Source organism: Streptococcus ruminantium, assembly GCF_003609975.1.
Lineage (GTDB): Bacteria > Bacillota > Bacilli > Lactobacillales > Streptococcaceae > Streptococcus > Streptococcus ruminantium.
Genome location: NZ_AP018400.1, coordinates 1651159 through 1668709 on the forward strand (window position 1 = coordinate 1651159; position 17551 = coordinate 1668709).

Below are 17551 nucleotides of genomic sequence, written 5' to 3' on the forward strand. Positions count from 1 at the left end.
AAGAAAGGATTTCAACATGGATATTACACTTATTTCTGCAATTCTTGTTGTCATCGTTGCCTTCTTCGCTGGTCTTGAAGGTATCCTTGACGAATTTCAATTCCACCAACCACTTGTTGCTTGTACACTTATCGGTCTTGTGACCGGTAATTTGACTGCAGGTATTATGCTTGGTGGTTCTCTACAAATGCTCGCTCTTGGCTGGGCAAACATTGGTGCTGCTGTTGCGCCTGATGCTGCTCTTGCTTCTGTTGCAGCTGCCATCATCATGGTTAAAGGTGGCGACTTTTCAGATGTAGGTATTAAAGTCGCAACAGCTGCTGCGATTCCTCTTGCAGTAGCAGGTCTCTTCCTTACTATGATTGTTCGTACAATCTCGGTAGGTCTTGTTCACGGTGCTGACAATGCTGCAAAAGAAGCTAACTTTGCTGCTGTTGAACGCTACCACTTGTTTGCACTTGTCCTTCAAGGTTTGCGTATCGCTGTTCCTGCTGCTCTTCTTCTAGCAATGCCAGCTGAAGCTGTTCAATCTGTTCTTGAAGCAATGCCAGAATGGCTCAAAGGCGGTATGGCTGTTGGTGGTGGTATGGTTGTTGCTGTAGGTTATGCTATGGTTATCAACATGATGGCAACTCGTGAAGTATGGCCATTCTTCGCCCTTGGTTTCGCCCTTGCTGCCCTCAATCAGCTAACACTTATCGCTCTAGGTGTTATCGGTGTCGCTATTGCCTTCATCTACCTCAACCTATCTAAACAAGGTGGCTCAGGTAACGGCGGTGCTTCATCTAACGACCCAATCGGCGATATTCTTGAAGACTACTAAGAGAAGGGAGATTTATCATGTCAGAAAAAATTCAACTTTCCGTAAGCGATCGTAAAAAAGTTTGGTGGCGTTCAACCTTCCTTCAAGGTTCATGGAACTATGAGCGTATGCAAAACTTGGGTTGGGCCTATGCAATGATCCCAGCTATCAAAAAGTTATACGCTAAAAAAGAAGACCAAGCTGCTGCTCTTGAGCGTCACTTAGAGTTCTTCAATACTCACCCATACGTTGCTTCACCAATCCTTGGTGTGACACTTGCCCTTGAAGAAGAGCGCGCAAATGGTGCTGAAATCGATGACACAGCTATTCAAGGGGTGAAAATCGGTATGATGGGACCTCTTGCTGGTATTGGTGATCCAGTCTTCTGGTTTACAGTACGTCCGATCCTTGGTGCCTTCGGTGCGTCTCTTGCATTGACTGGTAACATCGTTGGTCCTTTGCTCTTCTTCTTTGGATGGAATGCTATTCGCATGGCCTTCTTGTGGTACACGCAAGAGTTTGGTTACAAAGCTGGTAGCGAGATTACCAAAGATATGTCTGGTGGTATCCTCCAAGACATCACTAAAGGTGCTTCTATCCTCGGTATGTTCATCCTTGCTGTACTTGTACAACGCTGGGTATCAATCAACTTTACTGTTGACCTTCCTAGCAAACAGCTGTCAGAAGGTGCTTATGTCGTTTTCCCAGAAGGTGCTGTAACCGGTGCAGAATTGCAAGGTATCCTTGGTAAAGCCCTCAGCGGTCTTAGTCTTCACTCAACAGAAGCACAAACCCTACAAGGTCAGTTGAACGGTTTGATTCCAGGCTTGATGGGACTTCTTCTCACTTTCCTCTGCATGCACTTGCTTAAGAAGAAAGTGACACCTATCACTATGATTATTGGTCTCTTCATCGTTGGTATTATCGCACGTTTCTTCGGAATCATGTAATATAAAACCCCGCTCCCGCGGGGTTTTGTGGCATACTAATGAAGTAAAAATGGAGGGAATATGGCGCAATCACAAAATACAACAGTTGAGCTACAGGTCACAGGAGCTTTCTACACCGGATTTGGAAGTAAGGTGGGTAAATTTCTGATTGGAGACAAGGCACTAGAGTTCTACCCAGACAGCAATGTGGAACGTTACGTCCAGATTCCTTGGTCAGAGATAACAAGTATTGGTGCAAATGTAACAGGTAAAACGATTAGTCGTCATTTTGAAATCTCTACTGAGAAAAGTCGTTTTTTATTCGCTTCCAAAGACTCTGGAAAGATTCTCAAAGTAGCTCGCAACCATATCGGAAACGACAGAGTAGTCAAACTCCCTACTCTCATCCAAACAATTAGCAAAAAACTTTCAAATCTATTTGCCAAAAAATAGAAAATCAAGTATAATAAGACAAACGGATAAGTAGTTAGTCCAACTTTTCAGAGAGTCTGTGGGTGCTGCGAGCAGATAAGGGAAGCTGATGAAATTCTACCGTTGTAATAAAACTGAATACTTAAAAGTGCACACATGTGAAGCTGGATGGAACCGCGGTGAAAGTCGCTCCAGCAGGGTATCATGTGTGTATTTTATTTTAAAAAAATAGAAAGGAGAGTTCAGTTTTTCCACATCAAAATTTGTGGTGAAATTGGACTTGGGCTAACTCCTCAAAAAAATATAGACTACCTTGTATGCAGGTACACTGTCTTGGTCTTCTATTTTTCAGTCGGATTTTATGCCCTCGGTATCTTGTATTATGCTAGATGTTAAACGTATTCGTGCTGACTTTGATGCTATTGCAGCCAAATTAGCTACTCGCGGTGTCTCTGCTGAGACCTTGACTGAAATCAAGGAATTAGATGCTAAACGTCGTCAAATTTTAATAGTTGTTGAGGAATTAAAAGCAAAACGTAACACTGTTTCTGCTGAGATTGCTCAGGCAAAACGTAACAAGGAAAATGCAGACGATAAGATTGCGGCCATGCAAAAATTATCTGCTGATGTGAAAAACTTAGATGCAGAACTCTTTGAAATTGATGAAAAATTGAACGTCATCCTAGCGCATCTTCCAAATACACCTCATGATTCTGTTCCGAGCGGCGCTGATGAAGAGGAAAACGTAGAGGTTCGTCGTTGGGGCACACCACGTGAGTTCACTTTTGAACCCAAAGCTCACTGGGATTTAGGAGAAGACCTAAAAATACTGGACTGGGAGCGGGGAGCAAAAGTTACTGGCGCTCGTTTTCTCTTCTATAAAGGGTTGGGCGCTCGCTTGGAACGTGCTCTTTACAACTTTATGTTAGATGAACATATCGCAGAAGGCTATCAGGAAGTCATCACGCCTTACATAGTTAATCAAGACTCTATGTTCGGTACAGGTCAATATCCCAAGTTTAAGGAAGATACTTTTGAGTTGACTGACACTCCATTTGTCCTTATTCCAACTGCAGAAGTTCCTTTGACCAACTACTACCGCAACGAGATTTTAGATGAAAGTGATCTACCTGTATACTTTACAGCTATGAGTCCGTCTTTCCGTTCTGAAGCTGGTTCTGCCGGTCGCGATACTCGCGGTCTGATTCGACTGCACCAATTCCACAAGGTTGAAATGGTAAAATTTGCAACGCCAGAGCAGTCTTATGATGAACTAGAAAAGATGACAGCAAACGCAGAAAATATCCTTCAAAAACTTGGTCTTCCATGCCGTGTTTTAGCTCTTTGTACGGGCGATATGGGCTTCTCTGCTGCTAAAACCTACGACTTGGAAGTCTGGCTTCCTGCTCAAAATACTTACCGTGAAATCTCAAGCTGTTCTAACACAGAAGATTTTCAAGCTCGGCGTGCTCAGATTCGCTACCGCGCTGCCGCAGATGGCAAAGTCAAATTGCTGCACACTCTCAACGGTTCTGGTCTTGCAGTTGGTCGTACCGTTGCTGCAATCCTTGAAAACTATCAAAATGAAGATGGTTCTGTAACCATTCCAGAAGTACTCCGTCCGTACATGGGCGGTGTGGAAGTTATTAAGCCATAGGAGTGAGAAATTATGCAAAAGAAATGGTATAAGGATAAAAGTCGTAAGGAAATTGCTGGTGTTATCGCTGGACTGTATGACTACTTTGAACTATATGAAAACTATGGTTGGAAGCTAGAAAACGTTCGATTGGTTGTCGTCATTTTGGCCATTGTAACCAATTTGCCTTTTCTGACTGCCTATATCATTCTAGCAATACTCTTACCAGATAAATCAGAATTAAACTAAAATAAAGGACGATTCCATTGGTGCAATTGACCAACAAAATCGTCTTTTTCTATTCCCCAAAAACACCCTACTCCGAAAACTGTTTCTCCATATAGACCATACCCATGCCTTCTCGTTCAGGCTCTGTTTTGATGGCCTTGTAGCCGAGATTTTCATAGAAAGCGACTAATCTTGCTTCCTGCAAGACCGTACACAGCACCTAACGTTTTACTGTCGGATAAAGGTCCTCTAATTCTAACATAGCCTTGTGACAAAAAACTCTTCTTCTGTAGGCTGGATCAATTCCAATCAGTCCCATCTAGCCCCGCTCGGCATGTTCAGCGACTGTTGTTCGCGCTAATCCAACTGTTCTCCCTTCTTCAACAACCTTGTAATACTTGCAATTTGGTCGTGCAAAACGCAACTGGAAACAATCCAGACTTTCGATGGCAGGATTGTATTGGTCCCGATAGGTTTCATACAGGGCCCCAAAGACACGGTGTTGAATGGACAATAACTCTTCTGCATCTGATACAGTTGCCGCTACTAACATAATAGCCCCCCTAAAAGCTATTCTATCTATTGTATCAAATCTAGCAAAAAACACTAGGCAATATCCTAGTATTTTCTAAATCTTTGATAACGATTTTCCAATAATTGCTCTAATGGTAGGGTTTGTAGGTGAGCCAACTGACTCAGCAGATGTTTCTTGATGTCTGCCAAGACTTCCTTAACAGCTCTGCCATTTTCCTGAATTACCCGATCAACTACTTGGAGTTTCTCTAGTTCGTAGGAAGTGATTTTCATAAGTTCAGCAGCTTCCATAGCTCGATTGCCATCTTTCCATAGAATAGAGGCGAAACCTTCGGGACTAAGAACCGCGTACATCGAATTTTCTAACATCCAGACCTGATCAGCTACTGCCAAAGCAAGGGCTCCTCCTGAGCCACCTTCTCCAATGATAATAGCAATGATAGGCACCTTGAGATCACTCATTTCCATGAGATTACGAGCGATGGCTTCACCTTGTCCACGCTCCTCTGCACCCACACCTGGATAGGCTCCCGCAGTATTGATAAAGGTAATAACAGGACGACCAAACTTTTCTGCCTGCTTCATGAGGCGAAGCGCCTTTCGATAACCTTCCGGATGAGGTTGACCAAAATTTCTTTTGAGATTTTCTTGCAGGTTCTTCCCTTTTTGGATACCGATGACCGTCACTGGCTGGCCTTCTAAAAAACCGACACCACCAACAATCGCTCCATCATCACGAAAATTGCGATCACCATGCAGCTCCATGAAATCATCAAATAATTGCGTGGCATAGTCTAAAGTTGTCAAGCGAGCCTGATCTCTTGCCAAGCGTATCATGCGTGCGACATCACTAGTCATTTGCTACCTCCATGAATTCTAAGCAACTTGCCAATCGTAGTTGGTAAATCCTGACGTTTAACAATAGCATCAACAAAACCATGCGCTTGCAAAAATTCAGCTCGTTGGAAATCATCTGGCAGAGTTTCTCTGACCGTAGACTCAATCACGCGCCGACCAGCAAAACCAATCAGAGTCTGTGGTTCTGCTAAAATGATGTCTCCCTCCATTGCAAAGCTAGCAGTCACTCCACCTGTTGTTGGGTCTGTCAAAACAGTTAGGTAAAAAAGACCGGCATTGGAATGACGTTTGACAGCCGCAGAAATTTTTGCCATCTGCATCAAGCTCATAATCCCTTCCTGCATACGGGCACCACCAGAAGCTGTGAAGAGGACGACTGGAAGCTGCTCTGCGATAGCTAATTCAAAAAGGCGAGTAATCTTTTCTCCAACCACCGTTCCCATTGAAGCCATGATAAAATTAGAATCCATAATTCCAAGCGCAACCTTTTGTCCTCCAATTCTTGCTAGTCCTGTTAGAACAGCTTCATCCAGTCCTGTCTTCTCACGGTTTTCAGCTAATTTTTCTAAGTAATTAGGGAAATTCAGTGGATTTGTTGTCTCTATACCTGTAAACAACTCCTCAAAAGAGCCCTCATCCACTATTAAAGATAGGCGTTCCTGAGCTGTAATCCGAAAATTGTAAGAACAATGATGACAAATCTTCTCCGGTCCCAAATCCTTCTTATACAAAATGTCCTTACAGGAAGGGCATTTAGAAAAAAGCTCATCTGGCACCTCCGGCTTTGTTTGAACTGCCGTTTCTATCCGTGAACGATTCGGGTTGATGCGGATATATTTGTCCTTTTTACGAAACAAAGCCATCATTTTCTCCTAGTTTATTTCTTTAATTCTTCTTGGTAGCGAGGTAAGAATTCCTCCATCAAATAGGCTGTATCATAATCACCTGCTACCACACGTTTGTCAGAAATCAAATCCAACTGGAAATCCGTATTGGTAACTACACCATCAATTTCCAGCTCATATAGAGCACGCTGCATTTTCATGAGAGCTTCAAAACGATTTTCTCCATGCACAATCACCTTAGCGATCATAGAATCATAGTAAGGTGGAATGGTATAACCGGGATAAACTGCTGAATCAACACGCAAACCTACTCCTCCACTTGGCAGGTAGAGATTGGAAATTTTTCCCGGACTTGGAGCAAAATGAAAGGCAGGGTTTTCAGCGTTAATGCGGCATTCCATCGCATGCCCTCTAATCACCACATCTTCCTGACAAACGCTGAGTGCTTGCCCTGCTGCAATCTTGATTTGCTCCTTGACAATATCCACACCAGTTACAAACTCTGTTACGGGATGCTCGACCTGCACCCGCGTATTCATTTCCATGAAGTAAAACTCTCCGCTAGTTTCATCCAACAAAAACTCAATAGTTCCCGCATTTTCATAGCCAACCGACCGAGCTGCTCGAACCGCAGCTTGTCCGATACGCTCCCTCATGGTCTGACCAATAGCAATGGATGGCGCTTCTTCTAAGACCTTCTGATTATTGCGCTGTAAGGAGCAATCTCGCTCACCTAAATGAATTACATGACCGTGCTGGTCTGCTAAAATTTGCACCTCAATATGACGAGCTGGGTAAACCACTCGCTCCATATACATAGCACCATTACCGAAAGCTGCCTTGGCCTCATGAGAAGCAGATTCAAAAGCCGGAACAAGATCTTCGGCTTTTTCCACCTTCCGAATCCCTTTTCCCCCTCCTCCTGCTGAAGCCTTAAGCATGACAGGATAGCCAATCTTCTCTGCAATCTCAAGGGCTTCTTGGCTGGTTAGAACTTCTCCATCCGACCCGGGAATAACAGGCACCTGTGCCTTTATCATTTCCGTACGAGCATTGATTTTATCCCCCATGGTATCCATAATATCACTTGACGGGCCGATAAATTTGATTCCCACTTCTTCACAAAGAGTTGCAAATTTGGAATTTTCACTCAAAAATCCAAATCCTGGATGAATAGCTTGCGCTCCAGTCACAACAGCAGCAGAGATAACAGCCTGCATATTGAGATAGGAATCCACTGAGCGTGCAGGTCCAATACAAACTGCTTCATCCGCCAACATGGTATGAAGAGCTTCCTTATCAGCCTCCGAGTAAACAGCCACAGTAGCAATTCCTAACTCTCTTGCTGCGCGAATAATTCGCACCGCAATTTCACCACGATTGGCAATTAAAATCTTTTCAAACATGAAACCAAACTCCTTTTTTGAATGGTATAGTCACTTATTTTACTATTCCAAACCAGAAAGTGAGAAAGCTATCAAGGTAGGAAATAGCAGACGACAATACCAATGAACCAGCTAGGCTTAATCAGCAATAGCAAAGGTCAACGTCCCAGAAGCAGCCAATTTCCCATCTACCTCTGCTTTAGCCTCAACGACCGCAATCGTTCCACGACGTTTGACAAATTTGGCTGTCATAATCAGTTGATCTCCTGGAACAACTTGTTTTTTAAACTTAACCTTGTCCATACCTGCATAGAAAACTAATTTGCCCTTGTTTTCTTCCTTGGACAACTCCAATACCCCCGCTGTCTGTGCCAAAGCCTCCATGATGAGAACCCCAGGCATAACAGGATAAGTCGGAAAATGTCCATTAAAAAATGGTTCATTGATGGTTACATTTTTGAGAGCTACAATCTCATCCTCTGATACTTCAAGTACCCGATCAACCAAGAGCATAGGATAACGATGAGGAAGTGCTTCTTTTATTTTTAAAATATCAATCATTTGATACGTACCAATCCTTGTCCAAATTCAACAACATCTTGGTTGGCAACTAGAATTTCTGTTACCACACCATCGCGGTCTGCTGGCACTTCATTCATAACCTTCATCGCTTCGATAATCATAAGTGTCTGACCTTTTTTAACCGTATCACCTACTGCTACAAAGGTAGGTTTATCTGGTGCTGGAGACAGATAAGCGACACCAACCAATGGACTTTCAACAACGGTCCCTTCTGCAGACGGGGCTATATTAGTTTCCATGGCAACCTCTGGAGCATTATTTGTAGTCTGTACTGGTGTCGAAGCTGCCATCACTGGAGCAACAGTAGCTTCAGCAGTGGGAGTACTTGTTGAAGCTGAAATATGATTTTTACTGAAATACAGATTTTCCTCAGCATTGACATACGAAAATTCACGCAAACTGGATTGATCAAACTGACTCATCAAGTCTTTGATTTCTGTAATATTCACATTAACCCTCCCAGCGCTTGAAGGCGATAACCGAGTTGTGACCTCCAAAACCAAATGTATTTGAAAGAGCGTGACGAATTTCTAGCTCACGACCTTGACCATAAACAATATCTGCCTCAATGTCTTCGGACAACTCTGTCGTCCCCGCTGTCTTTGGTATGTAAGAATGACGCATAGACTCAATCACCGCAACAGCTTCAATAGCACCAGCAGCTCCCAGTAGATGACCTGTAAAGGACTTTGTAGAAGAAACGGGTGTCTTTGTGCCAAACACTGACACGATTGCCTGACTCTCGCCTTTTTCATTGGCAAGTGTGGAGGTTCCATGCGCATTGATATAATCAATGTCAGATGGTTCAAGACCTGCCTCAGATACAGCCAATTTCATCGCTTTGATTGCCCCCAAACCTTCTGGATTAGGAGAAGTCATGTGGTAGGCATCGCAGGTATTTCCATATCCAACGATTTCTGCTAGAATAGTTGCCCCACGTGCTTCTGCATGCTCCAGGCTCTCTAGCACCAAGACAGCGGCCCCTTCACCCATGACAAAACCATTGCGTTCCTTGTCAAATGGGATAGATGCTCGTGTGGAATCTTCTGTCGTAGATAAAGCTGTCAAAGCTTGGAAACCACCGATTGCAAATGGTGTAATGGCTGCTTCTGCTCCACCCGCTAAAATCACATCTTGGAAACCAAATTTAATTTCCCGGAAAGCCTCACCTATAGCATTATTAGAAGAAGCGCAAGCAGTGATGACGCACTTACAGATACCGTTTGCACCAACCTGCATAGCAATATTACCAGCAGCCATATTTGGCAGGGCCTTCGGAAGAGCCATGGGACGAATACGTTTTGGTCCCTTTTCGTTCATCCGCGCAACCTGCTCTTCAATTTCTAAAATACCACCAATACCTGTTGATAAAATAACACCAAAACGATCGCTATCCACAGTTTCTGTATCTAATTGAGCATTCGTAACCGCTTCTTTTGCTGCATAAAGGGCATAGAGAGAATAGTTATCATAACGGTTGGTATCCTTTTTAACAAAGTATTTATCAAAAGGGAAGTCCTTCAATTCCGCTGCATTATGCACACTGTATTCACTCGTATCAAATTTGGTAATCTTTCCAATACCAATTTGCCCTGTCTTTAAACTATTCCAGAACTCGTCTGGGGTGTGACCGATTGGAGACGTCAGACCGTAGCCTGTTACCACTACACGATTTATTTTTGTCATTTCAAATCCTTTCTAAGGAAAAACTAGATACTCAAGAAACGTCAAAATAGACGGGAAAACTAAGCACAGATAAAGTAAGAATCATCAAAGCTAACTTACATCTATAGTTTTGATTTTCGCAGAGTATAGATTATTGCATCGTCAGACCACCGTCTACGGCGATCACCTGTCCAGTTAGATATTCTTGCTTGGCAAGAAAAACTGCAACATCGGCTACTTCTTCTGTTAAACCAAAGCGCTTCATAGGAATCTGCGCTGTCATAGTTTCTTTAATCTTATCCGATAAAACATCTGTCATATCTGACTGGATAAAACCTGGAGCAATTGCATTAACGCGAACATTGCGACCAGCAACTTCACGGGCAATCGCTTTTGTGAAACCAATCACACCTGCTTTTGAAGCAGAATAGTTGGCCTGTCCGGCATTCCCAACCAGACCAGATACACTGGAGATATTGATGATAGCCCCTTCACGTGCCTTCGTCATTGGCTTCAAGACAGCCTGTGTCATATTAAAGGTTCCTGTCAAATTGATTTTGAGAACACTGTCAAAATCTTCCTCTGTCATGCGAAGAGCCATACTATCCTTGGTAACCCCTGCATTATTCACCAAAATATCCACGCTCCCTAGGACTTCAACCGCTTCTGCTACCATGCGCTTTGCATCCGCACTGCTAGAAATGTCACCAGAAATAGCAACGACTTTCACTCCATAGTTCGCAAAACCATCTAGGATATCTTGTCCCAGTTGCCCACGACCGTTTAGAACAACATTAGCTCCTAAACTTGCAAATTTATGAGCAATAGCTAAGCCGATACCACGACTTGAGCCAGTTACAAAAACATTTTTTTTAGTAAGTTCCATGATTTCTCCTTATTTATTTAGTAATGCCTGTAGGCTAATTGTATCTTCAACTGTTACGACATCCGCAGCCTTATCAATTTTCTTGATGAAACCGGATAAAACCTTCCCTGGCCCGATTTCGATAAACTTTGTCACACCAGCAGCTTGCATAGTCCCAATAGACTCATAGAAGCGAACGGGCTCCATCACCTGACGAGTCAAGAGAGAGTTGATTTCTTCTTTTCTCATAACCTTGGCTTCTGTATTTCCAACCAACTCCACCTGAAAATCTGAAAACTCAACCCGCTCTAATGCTTGAGCCAATTTTTCAGAAGCCGATTTCAAAAGTGCAGTATGGAAGGGACCAGATACATTGAGGGGGATCATTCGTTTTACTCCTGCTTCTTTTAGCGCTTCTACTGCTTCATCAACCGCAGCTACCTCTCCACCGATTACGATTTGAGCAGGTGTATTATAGTTGGCTGGTGAAACAATACCAGAGGTAACTGTCGAACAAATTTGCTCAATCAAATGAGCATCTGCATTGAGGACAGCAACCATCTTACCAGTACCAGCCGGCGCAGCAGTCTCCATATACTCACCTCGTTTGGCAACCAAACCGACTGCATCTTCAAAAGAAAGAACGCCTGCTGCCACCAAGGCTGAATACTCACCTAGGGATAGACCAGCAACCATGTCTGGCTCAATCCCATGCTCAGCTAAGATACGATAAATAGCAATGGAGGTTGTTAAAATTGCAGGTTGAGTATAGCGGGTCTGATTGAGTTTTTCTTCCTGATGATCAATCAAATCTCGAATATCGTATCCCAAGACATGACTAGCTGTATCAAAGGTTTCTTGAACAATTGGATAATTTTCATACAGGTCACGAGCCATACCCACTGTTTGTGCACCCTGACCTGCAAATAAAAAGCCTATTTTTGTCATTTTCATTCACCCACTGAAGCCCAGCGATTGGTTTGATTTTGAATGACTTTTGCAGCACCGTAGTAAATGTCTTTCAAAATCTCTTCACACGTTTCCTCCTTAGATACCAAACCAGCAATTTGTCCAGCCATGACAGAACCATTGACGACATCACCATCCACTACCGCATTGCGAAGCGCTCCCGCCCCCAATTCTTCAATCGTCTCTACAGAAATGTTTCCTGCTAAGAACTCTTTCTCAGCAGCTGCATAGGCCGAGGATAGCTTGTTTTTTATGGCACGGACTGGGTGTCCAACGATAGAAGCAGAAATAGTTGTATCAATATCCTTAGCTTTGATAATCTTATCCTTATAAGCTTGGTGAGCATTAGACTCCGTAGCTACCACAAAACGAGTCCCTACCTGGACTGCTTCTGCTCCCAACATGAAAGCCGCAGCTGCTCCTGCACCATCTGCAATACCGCCAGCAGCAATGACGGGAATAGAAACAGCTTCAACGACCTGACGAACCAGAGTCATAGTTGTCAACTTCCCAATATGCCCACCGGCTTCCATTCCTTCTGCAATAACAGCATCAACACCCAGTCGTTCCATGCGTTTAGCAAGCGCCACACTCGGTACAACAGGGATGACTATAATCCCCGCCGCATGCAGACGCTCCATGTATTTACCAGGATTTCCCGCACCAGTCGTTACAACTTTTACACCTTCTTCAATAACCAAATCCACAATATCATCCGCAAACGGTGATAAAAGCATGATGTTCACACCGAATGGTTTATCTGTTATTGATTTAACCTTATCAATGTTGGCTTTAACGACCTCTTTAGGGGCATTCCCACCGCCAATAATTCCTAAACCACCTGCATTTGATACCGCACCAGCTAAATCACCATCCGCTACCCAAGCCATACCTCCTTGGAGAATTGGATAATCAATATTGAGTAATTCTGTTATTTTAGTTTTCATCGTTCCCTCGTTCTTTCTTGCTTAACTAATCATTTGAATATCAAATTATTAGCTAAACAAGTGAGAGCCTCAGCCCTCACTTTAAATACTTTGCATATTTAATGTTTTGACTATCAAAGTATCTGTCTTATGAAAAACGCCCTTGAGCATTTTTCATATCAGTCACTCATTATTCAATCAACTATCAGCCAACCTAACTAACCAGTAGCCATGTCATAACAGTTGATTTTTAGAGAGTATTATTTTGTTTTTTCTTCAACGTAAGCAACCAAATCGCCAACAGTTGTCAAATCCTCTTCTGTATCAATTTGAATATCAAATGCGTCTTCAATTTCAGAGATAACTTGGAAAAGATCCAATGAATCTGCATCTAAATCTTCAAACGTGGTCGCAAGGGTCACTTCCTCAGCTTCCTTGCCCAACTCTTCAACGATGATTTCTTGTACTTTTTCAAATACTGCCATGATATGTTTCTCCTTTTTTTAAAAAATAAATATTTTAATCTTGCCTATGGCAAAGAATTAACTAAAGTTGTAAGAGTAGAGTTCCCCATGTGAGACCTCCACCAAAACCAGTCATAACAACGGTCTGACTGCCATCTAAACGCAGTATACCTTCTTCTACACATTCCGACAGAAGGATAGGTAGACTCGCTGCACTGGTATTACCATACTTATCCATATTAGCAGGGAATTTGTCTCGGTTAACTCCCAATTTTTTAGCCATCTTATCCAATATACGGATGTTCGCTTGATGAAGTAGGAAATAGTCTACTTGTCCGGCTGACATTCCATACTGATCCAATAGCTCCGCCATTGTTGCTGTGACATCTCTGGTTGCAAATTCGAAGATAGATCGTCCTTCCATCCTAATATGAGGTTCATGGAATGATTTAGGGGAAAAAGGCGTTCCCTCTTGATGAATACCTGCTGTCAAACTAGCCCCTCGGCCTCCATCTGTCCGCAAGATTTCTGACAAAAAACTAGGGTGAGTGCTCGCTTCCAACAAAACACCTCCTGCACCATCCCCAAATAAAACCGCAGTTGAACGATCGGACCAATCAACCGCTTTTGACAGAACTTCAGCTCCAAGGACAATTCCCCTCTTATAAACTCCTGATGCAATCAACTTTTCAGCCGTAGACAGTCCAAAGACAAATCCAGAGCAAGCTGCAACAAGATCATAAGCAAAAGCTCGCTTAGCTCCAATTTTCTCCTGAACTAAGGCTGCTGTTGATGGCATAGAAGAATCTGGGGTAATAGTCGCTAAGATAATAAAGTCGATGTCATTAGCATCTAATTGAGCTTTCTCCAATAACTGCCTAGCCACCTGACTAGCCAAGTCACTAGTTGTTTCCTCAATAGCAACATGTCTTTGTCGGATACCTGTGCGACTACGAATCCAGTCATCGCTAGTATCCATCAGTTGAGCCAAATCATCATTGGTCACAATCTTCTCAGGAAGATAGTGGGCCACCTGACTGATTTTAGCATAGGTTCTCATTTCAAATCCTCCAAGAAGCAATAGAGCTTAACGAGTCCTCTTTTCATAGCCTCGTACTCTGTTTTATCCATACCATCTGTAATCTGCTTGACCATCTCATTATGGAAACGCTGGTGTAGACGATAGACCAAACGGCCTTTCTTTGTCAAGTATAGATGGATAACACGCTTATCCTTAATCGAACGGATGCGCTCAATGTATCCCTTACGTTCCAAATTATTAAGGCTGCTTGTTACAGTACCCAGAGTCACCATTAAAGCACGAGCAATATCGGTCGGTGTCGCACCGTCAATATTACCTATCACATCAATGGTATGAACTTCCTTTATAGAAATATCTTTAAATCGGCTACCGCGTAGAGTTGTTTCCTCAATCACCAACACATTGTTAAAAATAGCCGTTAAGTATTCATTTACTACTGGGTCTTGCAAAATAGGACTCCTTCTTTTTGATAGCCAAAGTATAAACCATCAGACCCCAAATTGTCAAATTTTTTTCTACTATATAATTAGCTACCAGTAAAGATGGGGCGACGTCGCTCCGCGTGGGCTCGAACGCCCTCTTTGAAGTCTTCTTTGAAAGCCAAAGTCTCTTGCACGTCCAATTCCAATTGACGGTAGGACTCCCAATCTTTGAATTGCGCCTCCCAAGACAGTTGCTTGATGGCAGCGTAAGAGTTTATTGAACCACGCAAAAGCTTCTTTACGACTTGAGCAACTGTTCTATCTAGTTTTTCCGGTTCGGCTAACTTATAAACAATTCCATACTCAAATGCTTTATCAGCCGATAACCCTTCACCAGTCATGGCTAATTGAGTAGCTCGATTAACCCCAATAGCACGACTAAGGAGAAACAGTCCTCCTGCATCTGGGGCTAGCCCGACACCAACAAAAGCTTGGATAAATTTTGTTCTGCTAGATGAGATGACAAAATCAGCCGCAACAGCCATGTTAGCTGCTGCCCCTGCTACTGCCCCATCTGTCACCATGAGCACAATCTTAGGCAACTTTTTGATAGCAAAAGAAATATCATTCACCAGCTCTGCTATTTTTACCAAGGAGACAATATCATCTTCATCAACAGCTCTTTTCATCTCCACTAAGTCTCCTCCGACTGAGAAAACTGATCCTTGAGCCTGAATTTGCAGCATTTTGACGGAAGCGTCACGTTCTACAAGGTCAATCACCTCCAATATTTCCCTACACATGGAAATATTGAAACCATTCGCCACTTCAGGTCGATTCAAGGTTAAAATAGCTAGCGACTCAATTACTTCATAGCGAATTGTTTGGTAAGTCATACAAGCCTCCTTTCAAAATAGTTTGAACATTAAAATATTTGAACTTCAAACTTCAAATCTTTGTCTTCCATTGTAACATAATTTTTAGAATTGTCACTCTTTTCCAAAATATAAAGTGTGACATCCGAAAAACTAGCAGGAGTAATCTTATCTTTAAAGATATAGTGATCTTGGAAACAGTCTCAATAGCAACTACTGCCAACTCACTCGAAAAATACAGAGCTACTCAACCACTCTATGCCTGTACCTCCAAAATACTTTCTATCCTATAACCGAATTTTTCCTGCAACTGACAAAAACTCCAATTCCACATCTTTATGAACAAAATCTTGACTTAAATGATGAAAATAACATAAGTTTTATATCTCACACTATCTCCGCTATAATAATGGTTTTCGTCATACTTTCACTTCTTTATCGTCAAATTTCACAAAAAATGCCGCTCGCTTTCTGAAAATAGCGTAAAATTTCATTCGTTTTTTAGTACTATTCTCAAAAACACCTATCTGAACATACTGACAATTCCTCCTCATTCTGCTATAATAGAAAAAAATGTCCAAGGAGATAGGAATGAAAGTTGTCAAATTTGGCGGAAGCTCACTAGCTTCTGCAAGTCAGTTGGAAAAGGTATTCAACATTGTTCAATCGGATCCTGAACGTCGTTTCGTTGTTGTATCTGCTCCTGGAAAGCGCAATGCAAAAGATACTAAGGTTACCGACGCTTTAATCAAGTACTACAAAGAGTACGTCAGCGGTAAAGATGTTACAGCCAGTCAAGAATGGATTATCAACCGCTACCAAGCCATGGTTGATGAACTGGGCTTCACTGCCAAAAGCATGAAGAAAATCACTGACAGTATCATTTCCTTAGCAACTCTTCCAATTGATGACAACGAATTTCTTTATGACTCATTTTTAGCTGCTGGTGAAGATAATAACGCCAAATTGATTGCTGAATATTTTACCCATAAGGGTCTATCAGCTCGCTATACACATCCAAAAAAGGCTGGTATTATCGTCAGTTCCGAACCGGGAAATGCTCGTATTCTTCCTTCCAGTTATGATAAGATTGAAGAACTTCGCAATGCAGACGAGGTTCTCATCATTCCAGGCTTCTTTGGCGTCACTGTAAACAATGAAATCTGTACCTTCTCTCGTGGTGGTTCAGACATCACAGGTTCTATCGTTGCTGCTGGAGTAAAAGCTGATCTCTATGAAAACTTTACAGATGTAGATGGCATCTTCGTTGCCCATCCAGGAATTATCAACAAGCCTCATTCCATCAAGGAACTAACTTATCGTGAAATGCGAGAACTAGCCTATGCAGGATTTTCTGTTCTCCACGACGAGGCACTTCTACCTGCATACCGAGGTCGTATCCCCCTAGTCATAAAAAATACCAACAATCCAAGCCACCCCGGTACTCAGGTTGTCCATAAACATTCAGATACTGAGAAAACTGTACCTGTTGTCGGTATAGCTGCTGATGATAACTTCGTCAGCATCAACATGTCTAAGTACTTGATGAACCGTGAAGTTGGCTTTGGTCGCAAGGTCCTTCAAATTCTTGAAGAGTTAAATATCCGTTGGGAGCATATGCCAACTGGTATTGATGATCTATCTATCGTCCTTCGTGAGCGCGAATTAACTCCTATAAAAGAAGAAGAAATTCTTCGTCAGCTCAAGACAAAGTTGGAAGTTGATAAGGCAGAAATCGAACATGATCTCTCTATCATCATGATTGTTGGCGAAAACATGAAGAGCCATGTCGGCGTAACCGCCACTGCCACAACTGCCCTCTCCAAACAGAATGTTAACTTAGCTATGATTTCCCAAGGAGCAAGTGAAGTTTCTGTTATGTTCGTTGTCAAGACTGAGGAGAAAGAACGTGCCCTACATGCTCTTTACAAAGCCTTTTTCACTAAAAACTAAGAGCTTATAGAGCTTCCATCAATAAAACTGAACTAGAAGGAGACTGCTCCTAAAATATTAAAAAAAAAAAAACGGATAATACCATAGGTTTTAAGAACCATAAAACCAGGTATTGTTCGTTTTTTCTTTATGTATCGGA

Annotated in this window: 21 protein-coding genes; 6 read left to right on the plus strand and 15 right to left on the minus strand. The window is 42.5% G+C overall.

Annotated elements, in window-relative coordinates:
* The first annotated feature begins 16 nt into the window (after positions 1-16).
* From SR187_RS07825 to SR187_RS07845, 5 genes are all read left to right on the plus strand, one after another.
* Complete coding sequence (locus SR187_RS07825) at positions 17-823, plus strand: PTS mannose/fructose/sorbose transporter subunit IIC (RefSeq protein ID WP_024532469.1); 807 nt, start codon at positions 17-19, stop codon at positions 821-823.
* Between the two features lie 17 nt (positions 824-840).
* Positions 841-1752: a PTS system mannose/fructose/sorbose family transporter subunit IID gene (locus SR187_RS07830; RefSeq protein WP_024532470.1), complete on the plus strand. Its 912-nt coding sequence runs from the start codon at positions 841-843 to the stop codon at positions 1750-1752.
* A gap of 60 nt (positions 1753-1812) precedes the next feature.
* Positions 1813-2184: a DUF956 family protein gene (locus SR187_RS07835; RefSeq protein WP_120172083.1), complete on the plus strand. Its 372-nt coding sequence runs from the start codon at positions 1813-1815 to the stop codon at positions 2182-2184.
* Between the two features lie 361 nt (positions 2185-2545).
* Positions 2546-3820, plus strand: coding sequence for a serine--tRNA ligase (gene serS, locus SR187_RS07840; protein WP_120172085.1), 1275 nt, complete (start codon positions 2546-2548; stop codon positions 3818-3820).
* Between the two features lie 12 nt (positions 3821-3832).
* A complete protein-coding gene (locus tag SR187_RS07845; RefSeq protein WP_120172086.1) occupies positions 3833-4048 on the plus strand; it encodes a PspC domain-containing protein in 216 nt (71 codons plus the stop codon).
* A 67-nt stretch (positions 4049-4115) separates the two neighbouring features.
* Here SR187_RS07845 and SR187_RS10215 read toward each other — a convergent pair whose 3' ends face one another.
* From SR187_RS10215 to SR187_RS07915, 15 genes are all read right to left on the minus strand, one after another.
* Entirely contained in the window at positions 4116-4232 is a 117-nt protein-coding gene (locus SR187_RS10215) for a hypothetical protein (protein WP_269460237.1), read from the minus strand.
* A gap of 114 nt (positions 4233-4346) precedes the next feature.
* Positions 4347-4580: a hypothetical protein gene (locus SR187_RS10130; protein ID WP_231996433.1), complete on the minus strand. Its 234-nt coding sequence runs from the start codon at positions 4578-4580 to the stop codon at positions 4347-4349.
* A 65-nt stretch (positions 4581-4645) separates the two neighbouring features.
* Positions 4646-5419 (minus strand): acetyl-CoA carboxylase carboxyl transferase subunit alpha, encoded by a 774-nt coding sequence (locus SR187_RS07855; RefSeq protein WP_120172088.1) that lies wholly within the window; start codon positions 5417-5419, stop codon positions 4646-4648.
* Positions 5416-6282: an acetyl-CoA carboxylase, carboxyltransferase subunit beta gene (gene accD, locus SR187_RS07860; RefSeq protein ID WP_120172090.1), complete on the minus strand. Its 867-nt coding sequence runs from the start codon at positions 6280-6282 to the stop codon at positions 5416-5418. The genes SR187_RS07855 and accD overlap by 4 nt, the downstream gene beginning before the upstream one ends.
* 14 nt (positions 6283-6296) lie before the next feature.
* Complete coding sequence (locus tag SR187_RS07865) at positions 6297-7670, minus strand: acetyl-CoA carboxylase biotin carboxylase subunit (RefSeq protein WP_024532476.1); 1374 nt, start codon at positions 7668-7670, stop codon at positions 6297-6299.
* Positions 7671-7787: 117 nt separating this feature from the next.
* Complete coding sequence (gene fabZ, locus SR187_RS07870) at positions 7788-8210, minus strand: 3-hydroxyacyl-ACP dehydratase FabZ (RefSeq protein WP_024532477.1); 423 nt, start codon at positions 8208-8210, stop codon at positions 7788-7790.
* On the minus strand, positions 8207-8680 hold the full coding sequence (accB, locus tag SR187_RS07875) for an acetyl-CoA carboxylase biotin carboxyl carrier protein (RefSeq protein ID WP_120172092.1): 474 nt from the start codon (positions 8678-8680) through the stop codon (positions 8207-8209). The genes fabZ and accB overlap by 4 nt, the downstream gene beginning before the upstream one ends.
* 1 nt (position 8681) lies before the next feature.
* The gene (gene fabF, locus SR187_RS07880; RefSeq protein ID WP_120172093.1) at positions 8682-9917 is read right to left on the minus strand and encodes a beta-ketoacyl-ACP synthase II; all 1236 of its coding nucleotides are present in this window, start codon (positions 9915-9917) and stop codon (positions 8682-8684) included.
* 130 nt (positions 9918-10047) lie between these two features.
* A complete protein-coding gene (gene fabG / locus SR187_RS07885) occupies positions 10048-10782 on the minus strand; it encodes a 3-oxoacyl-[acyl-carrier-protein] reductase (RefSeq protein ID WP_024532480.1) in 735 nt (244 codons plus the stop codon).
* Positions 10783-10791: 9 nt separating this feature from the next.
* Positions 10792-11709 (minus strand): ACP S-malonyltransferase, encoded by a 918-nt coding sequence (fabD, locus tag SR187_RS07890; protein ID WP_120172095.1) that lies wholly within the window; start codon positions 11707-11709, stop codon positions 10792-10794.
* 2 nt (positions 11710-11711) lie between these two features.
* A complete protein-coding gene (gene fabK, locus SR187_RS07895) occupies positions 11712-12677 on the minus strand; it encodes an enoyl-[acyl-carrier-protein] reductase FabK (RefSeq protein ID WP_120172097.1) in 966 nt (321 codons plus the stop codon).
* A gap of 239 nt (positions 12678-12916) precedes the next feature.
* Positions 12917-13141: an acyl carrier protein gene (locus SR187_RS07900; protein WP_024532483.1), complete on the minus strand. Its 225-nt coding sequence runs from the start codon at positions 13139-13141 to the stop codon at positions 12917-12919.
* A gap of 61 nt (positions 13142-13202) precedes the next feature.
* Positions 13203-14180, minus strand: a complete 978-nt coding sequence (locus SR187_RS07905) for a beta-ketoacyl-ACP synthase III (RefSeq protein WP_120172098.1) — start codon at positions 14178-14180, stop codon at positions 13203-13205.
* Positions 14177-14611 carry a fatty acid biosynthesis transcriptional regulator FabT gene (fabT, locus tag SR187_RS07910; protein WP_120172100.1) on the minus strand — a complete coding sequence of 145 codons (435 nt, stop codon included), beginning with the start codon at positions 14609-14611 and terminating at the stop codon, positions 14177-14179. Before fabT ends, SR187_RS07905 begins: the two co-directional genes overlap by 4 nt.
* A 77-nt stretch (positions 14612-14688) precedes the next feature.
* A complete protein-coding gene (locus tag SR187_RS07915; protein WP_120172102.1) occupies positions 14689-15480 on the minus strand; it encodes an enoyl-CoA hydratase in 792 nt (263 codons plus the stop codon).
* A gap of 570 nt (positions 15481-16050) precedes the next feature.
* Between SR187_RS07915 and SR187_RS07920 the strand changes: the two genes are divergently transcribed.
* Entirely contained in the window at positions 16051-17412 is a 1362-nt protein-coding gene (locus SR187_RS07920; RefSeq protein ID WP_120172104.1) for an aspartate kinase, read from the plus strand.
* Positions 17413-17551: the final 139 nt, after the last annotated feature.

What these genes read in the sequence shown, in the direction of transcription:
- SR187_RS07825 (WP_024532469.1), top strand. Translation starts at nt 17, where the DNA reads ATGGATATTACACTTATTTCTGCAATTCTTGTTGTCATCGTTGCCTTC.
- SR187_RS07830 (WP_024532470.1), top strand. Translation starts at nt 841, where the DNA reads ATGTCAGAAAAAATTCAACTTTCCGTAAGCGATCGTAAAAAAGTTTGG.
- SR187_RS07835 (WP_120172083.1), top strand. Translation starts at nt 1,813, where the DNA reads ATGGCGCAATCACAAAATACAACAGTTGAGCTACAGGTCACAGGAGCT.
- serS (WP_120172085.1), top strand. Translation starts at nt 2,546, where the DNA reads ATGCTAGATGTTAAACGTATTCGTGCTGACTTTGATGCTATTGCAGCC.
- SR187_RS07845 (WP_120172086.1), top strand. Translation starts at nt 3,833, where the DNA reads ATGCAAAAGAAATGGTATAAGGATAAAAGTCGTAAGGAAATTGCTGGT.
- SR187_RS10130 (WP_231996433.1), bottom strand. Translation starts at nt 4,580, where the DNA reads ATGTTAGTAGCGGCAACTGTATCAGATGCAGAAGAGTTATTGTCCATT.
- SR187_RS07855 (WP_120172088.1), bottom strand. Translation starts at nt 5,419, where the DNA reads ATGACTAGTGATGTCGCACGCATGATACGCTTGGCAAGAGATCAGGCT.
- accD (WP_120172090.1), bottom strand. Translation starts at nt 6,282, where the DNA reads ATGGCTTTGTTTCGTAAAAAGGACAAATATATCCGCATCAACCCGAAT.
- SR187_RS07865 (WP_024532476.1), bottom strand. Translation starts at nt 7,670, where the DNA reads ATGTTTGAAAAGATTTTAATTGCCAATCGTGGTGAAATTGCGGTGCGA.
- fabZ (WP_024532477.1), bottom strand. Translation starts at nt 8,210, where the DNA reads ATGATTGATATTTTAAAAATAAAAGAAGCACTTCCTCATCGTTATCCT.
- fabF (WP_120172093.1), bottom strand. Translation starts at nt 9,917, where the DNA reads ATGACAAAAATAAATCGTGTAGTGGTAACAGGCTACGGTCTGACGTCT.
- fabG (WP_024532480.1), bottom strand. Translation starts at nt 10,782, where the DNA reads ATGGAACTTACTAAAAAAAATGTTTTTGTAACTGGCTCAAGTCGTGGT.
- fabD (WP_120172095.1), bottom strand. Translation starts at nt 11,709, where the DNA reads ATGACAAAAATAGGCTTTTTATTTGCAGGTCAGGGTGCACAAACAGTG.
- fabK (WP_120172097.1), bottom strand. Translation starts at nt 12,677, where the DNA reads ATGAAAACTAAAATAACAGAATTACTCAATATTGATTATCCAATTCTC.
- SR187_RS07900 (WP_024532483.1), bottom strand. Translation starts at nt 13,141, where the DNA reads ATGGCAGTATTTGAAAAAGTACAAGAAATCATCGTTGAAGAGTTGGGC.
- SR187_RS07905 (WP_120172098.1), bottom strand. Translation starts at nt 14,180, where the DNA reads ATGAGAACCTATGCTAAAATCAGTCAGGTGGCCCACTATCTTCCTGAG.
- SR187_RS07915 (WP_120172102.1), bottom strand. Translation starts at nt 15,480, where the DNA reads ATGACTTACCAAACAATTCGCTATGAAGTAATTGAGTCGCTAGCTATT.
- SR187_RS07920 (WP_120172104.1), top strand. Translation starts at nt 16,051, where the DNA reads ATGAAAGTTGTCAAATTTGGCGGAAGCTCACTAGCTTCTGCAAGTCAG.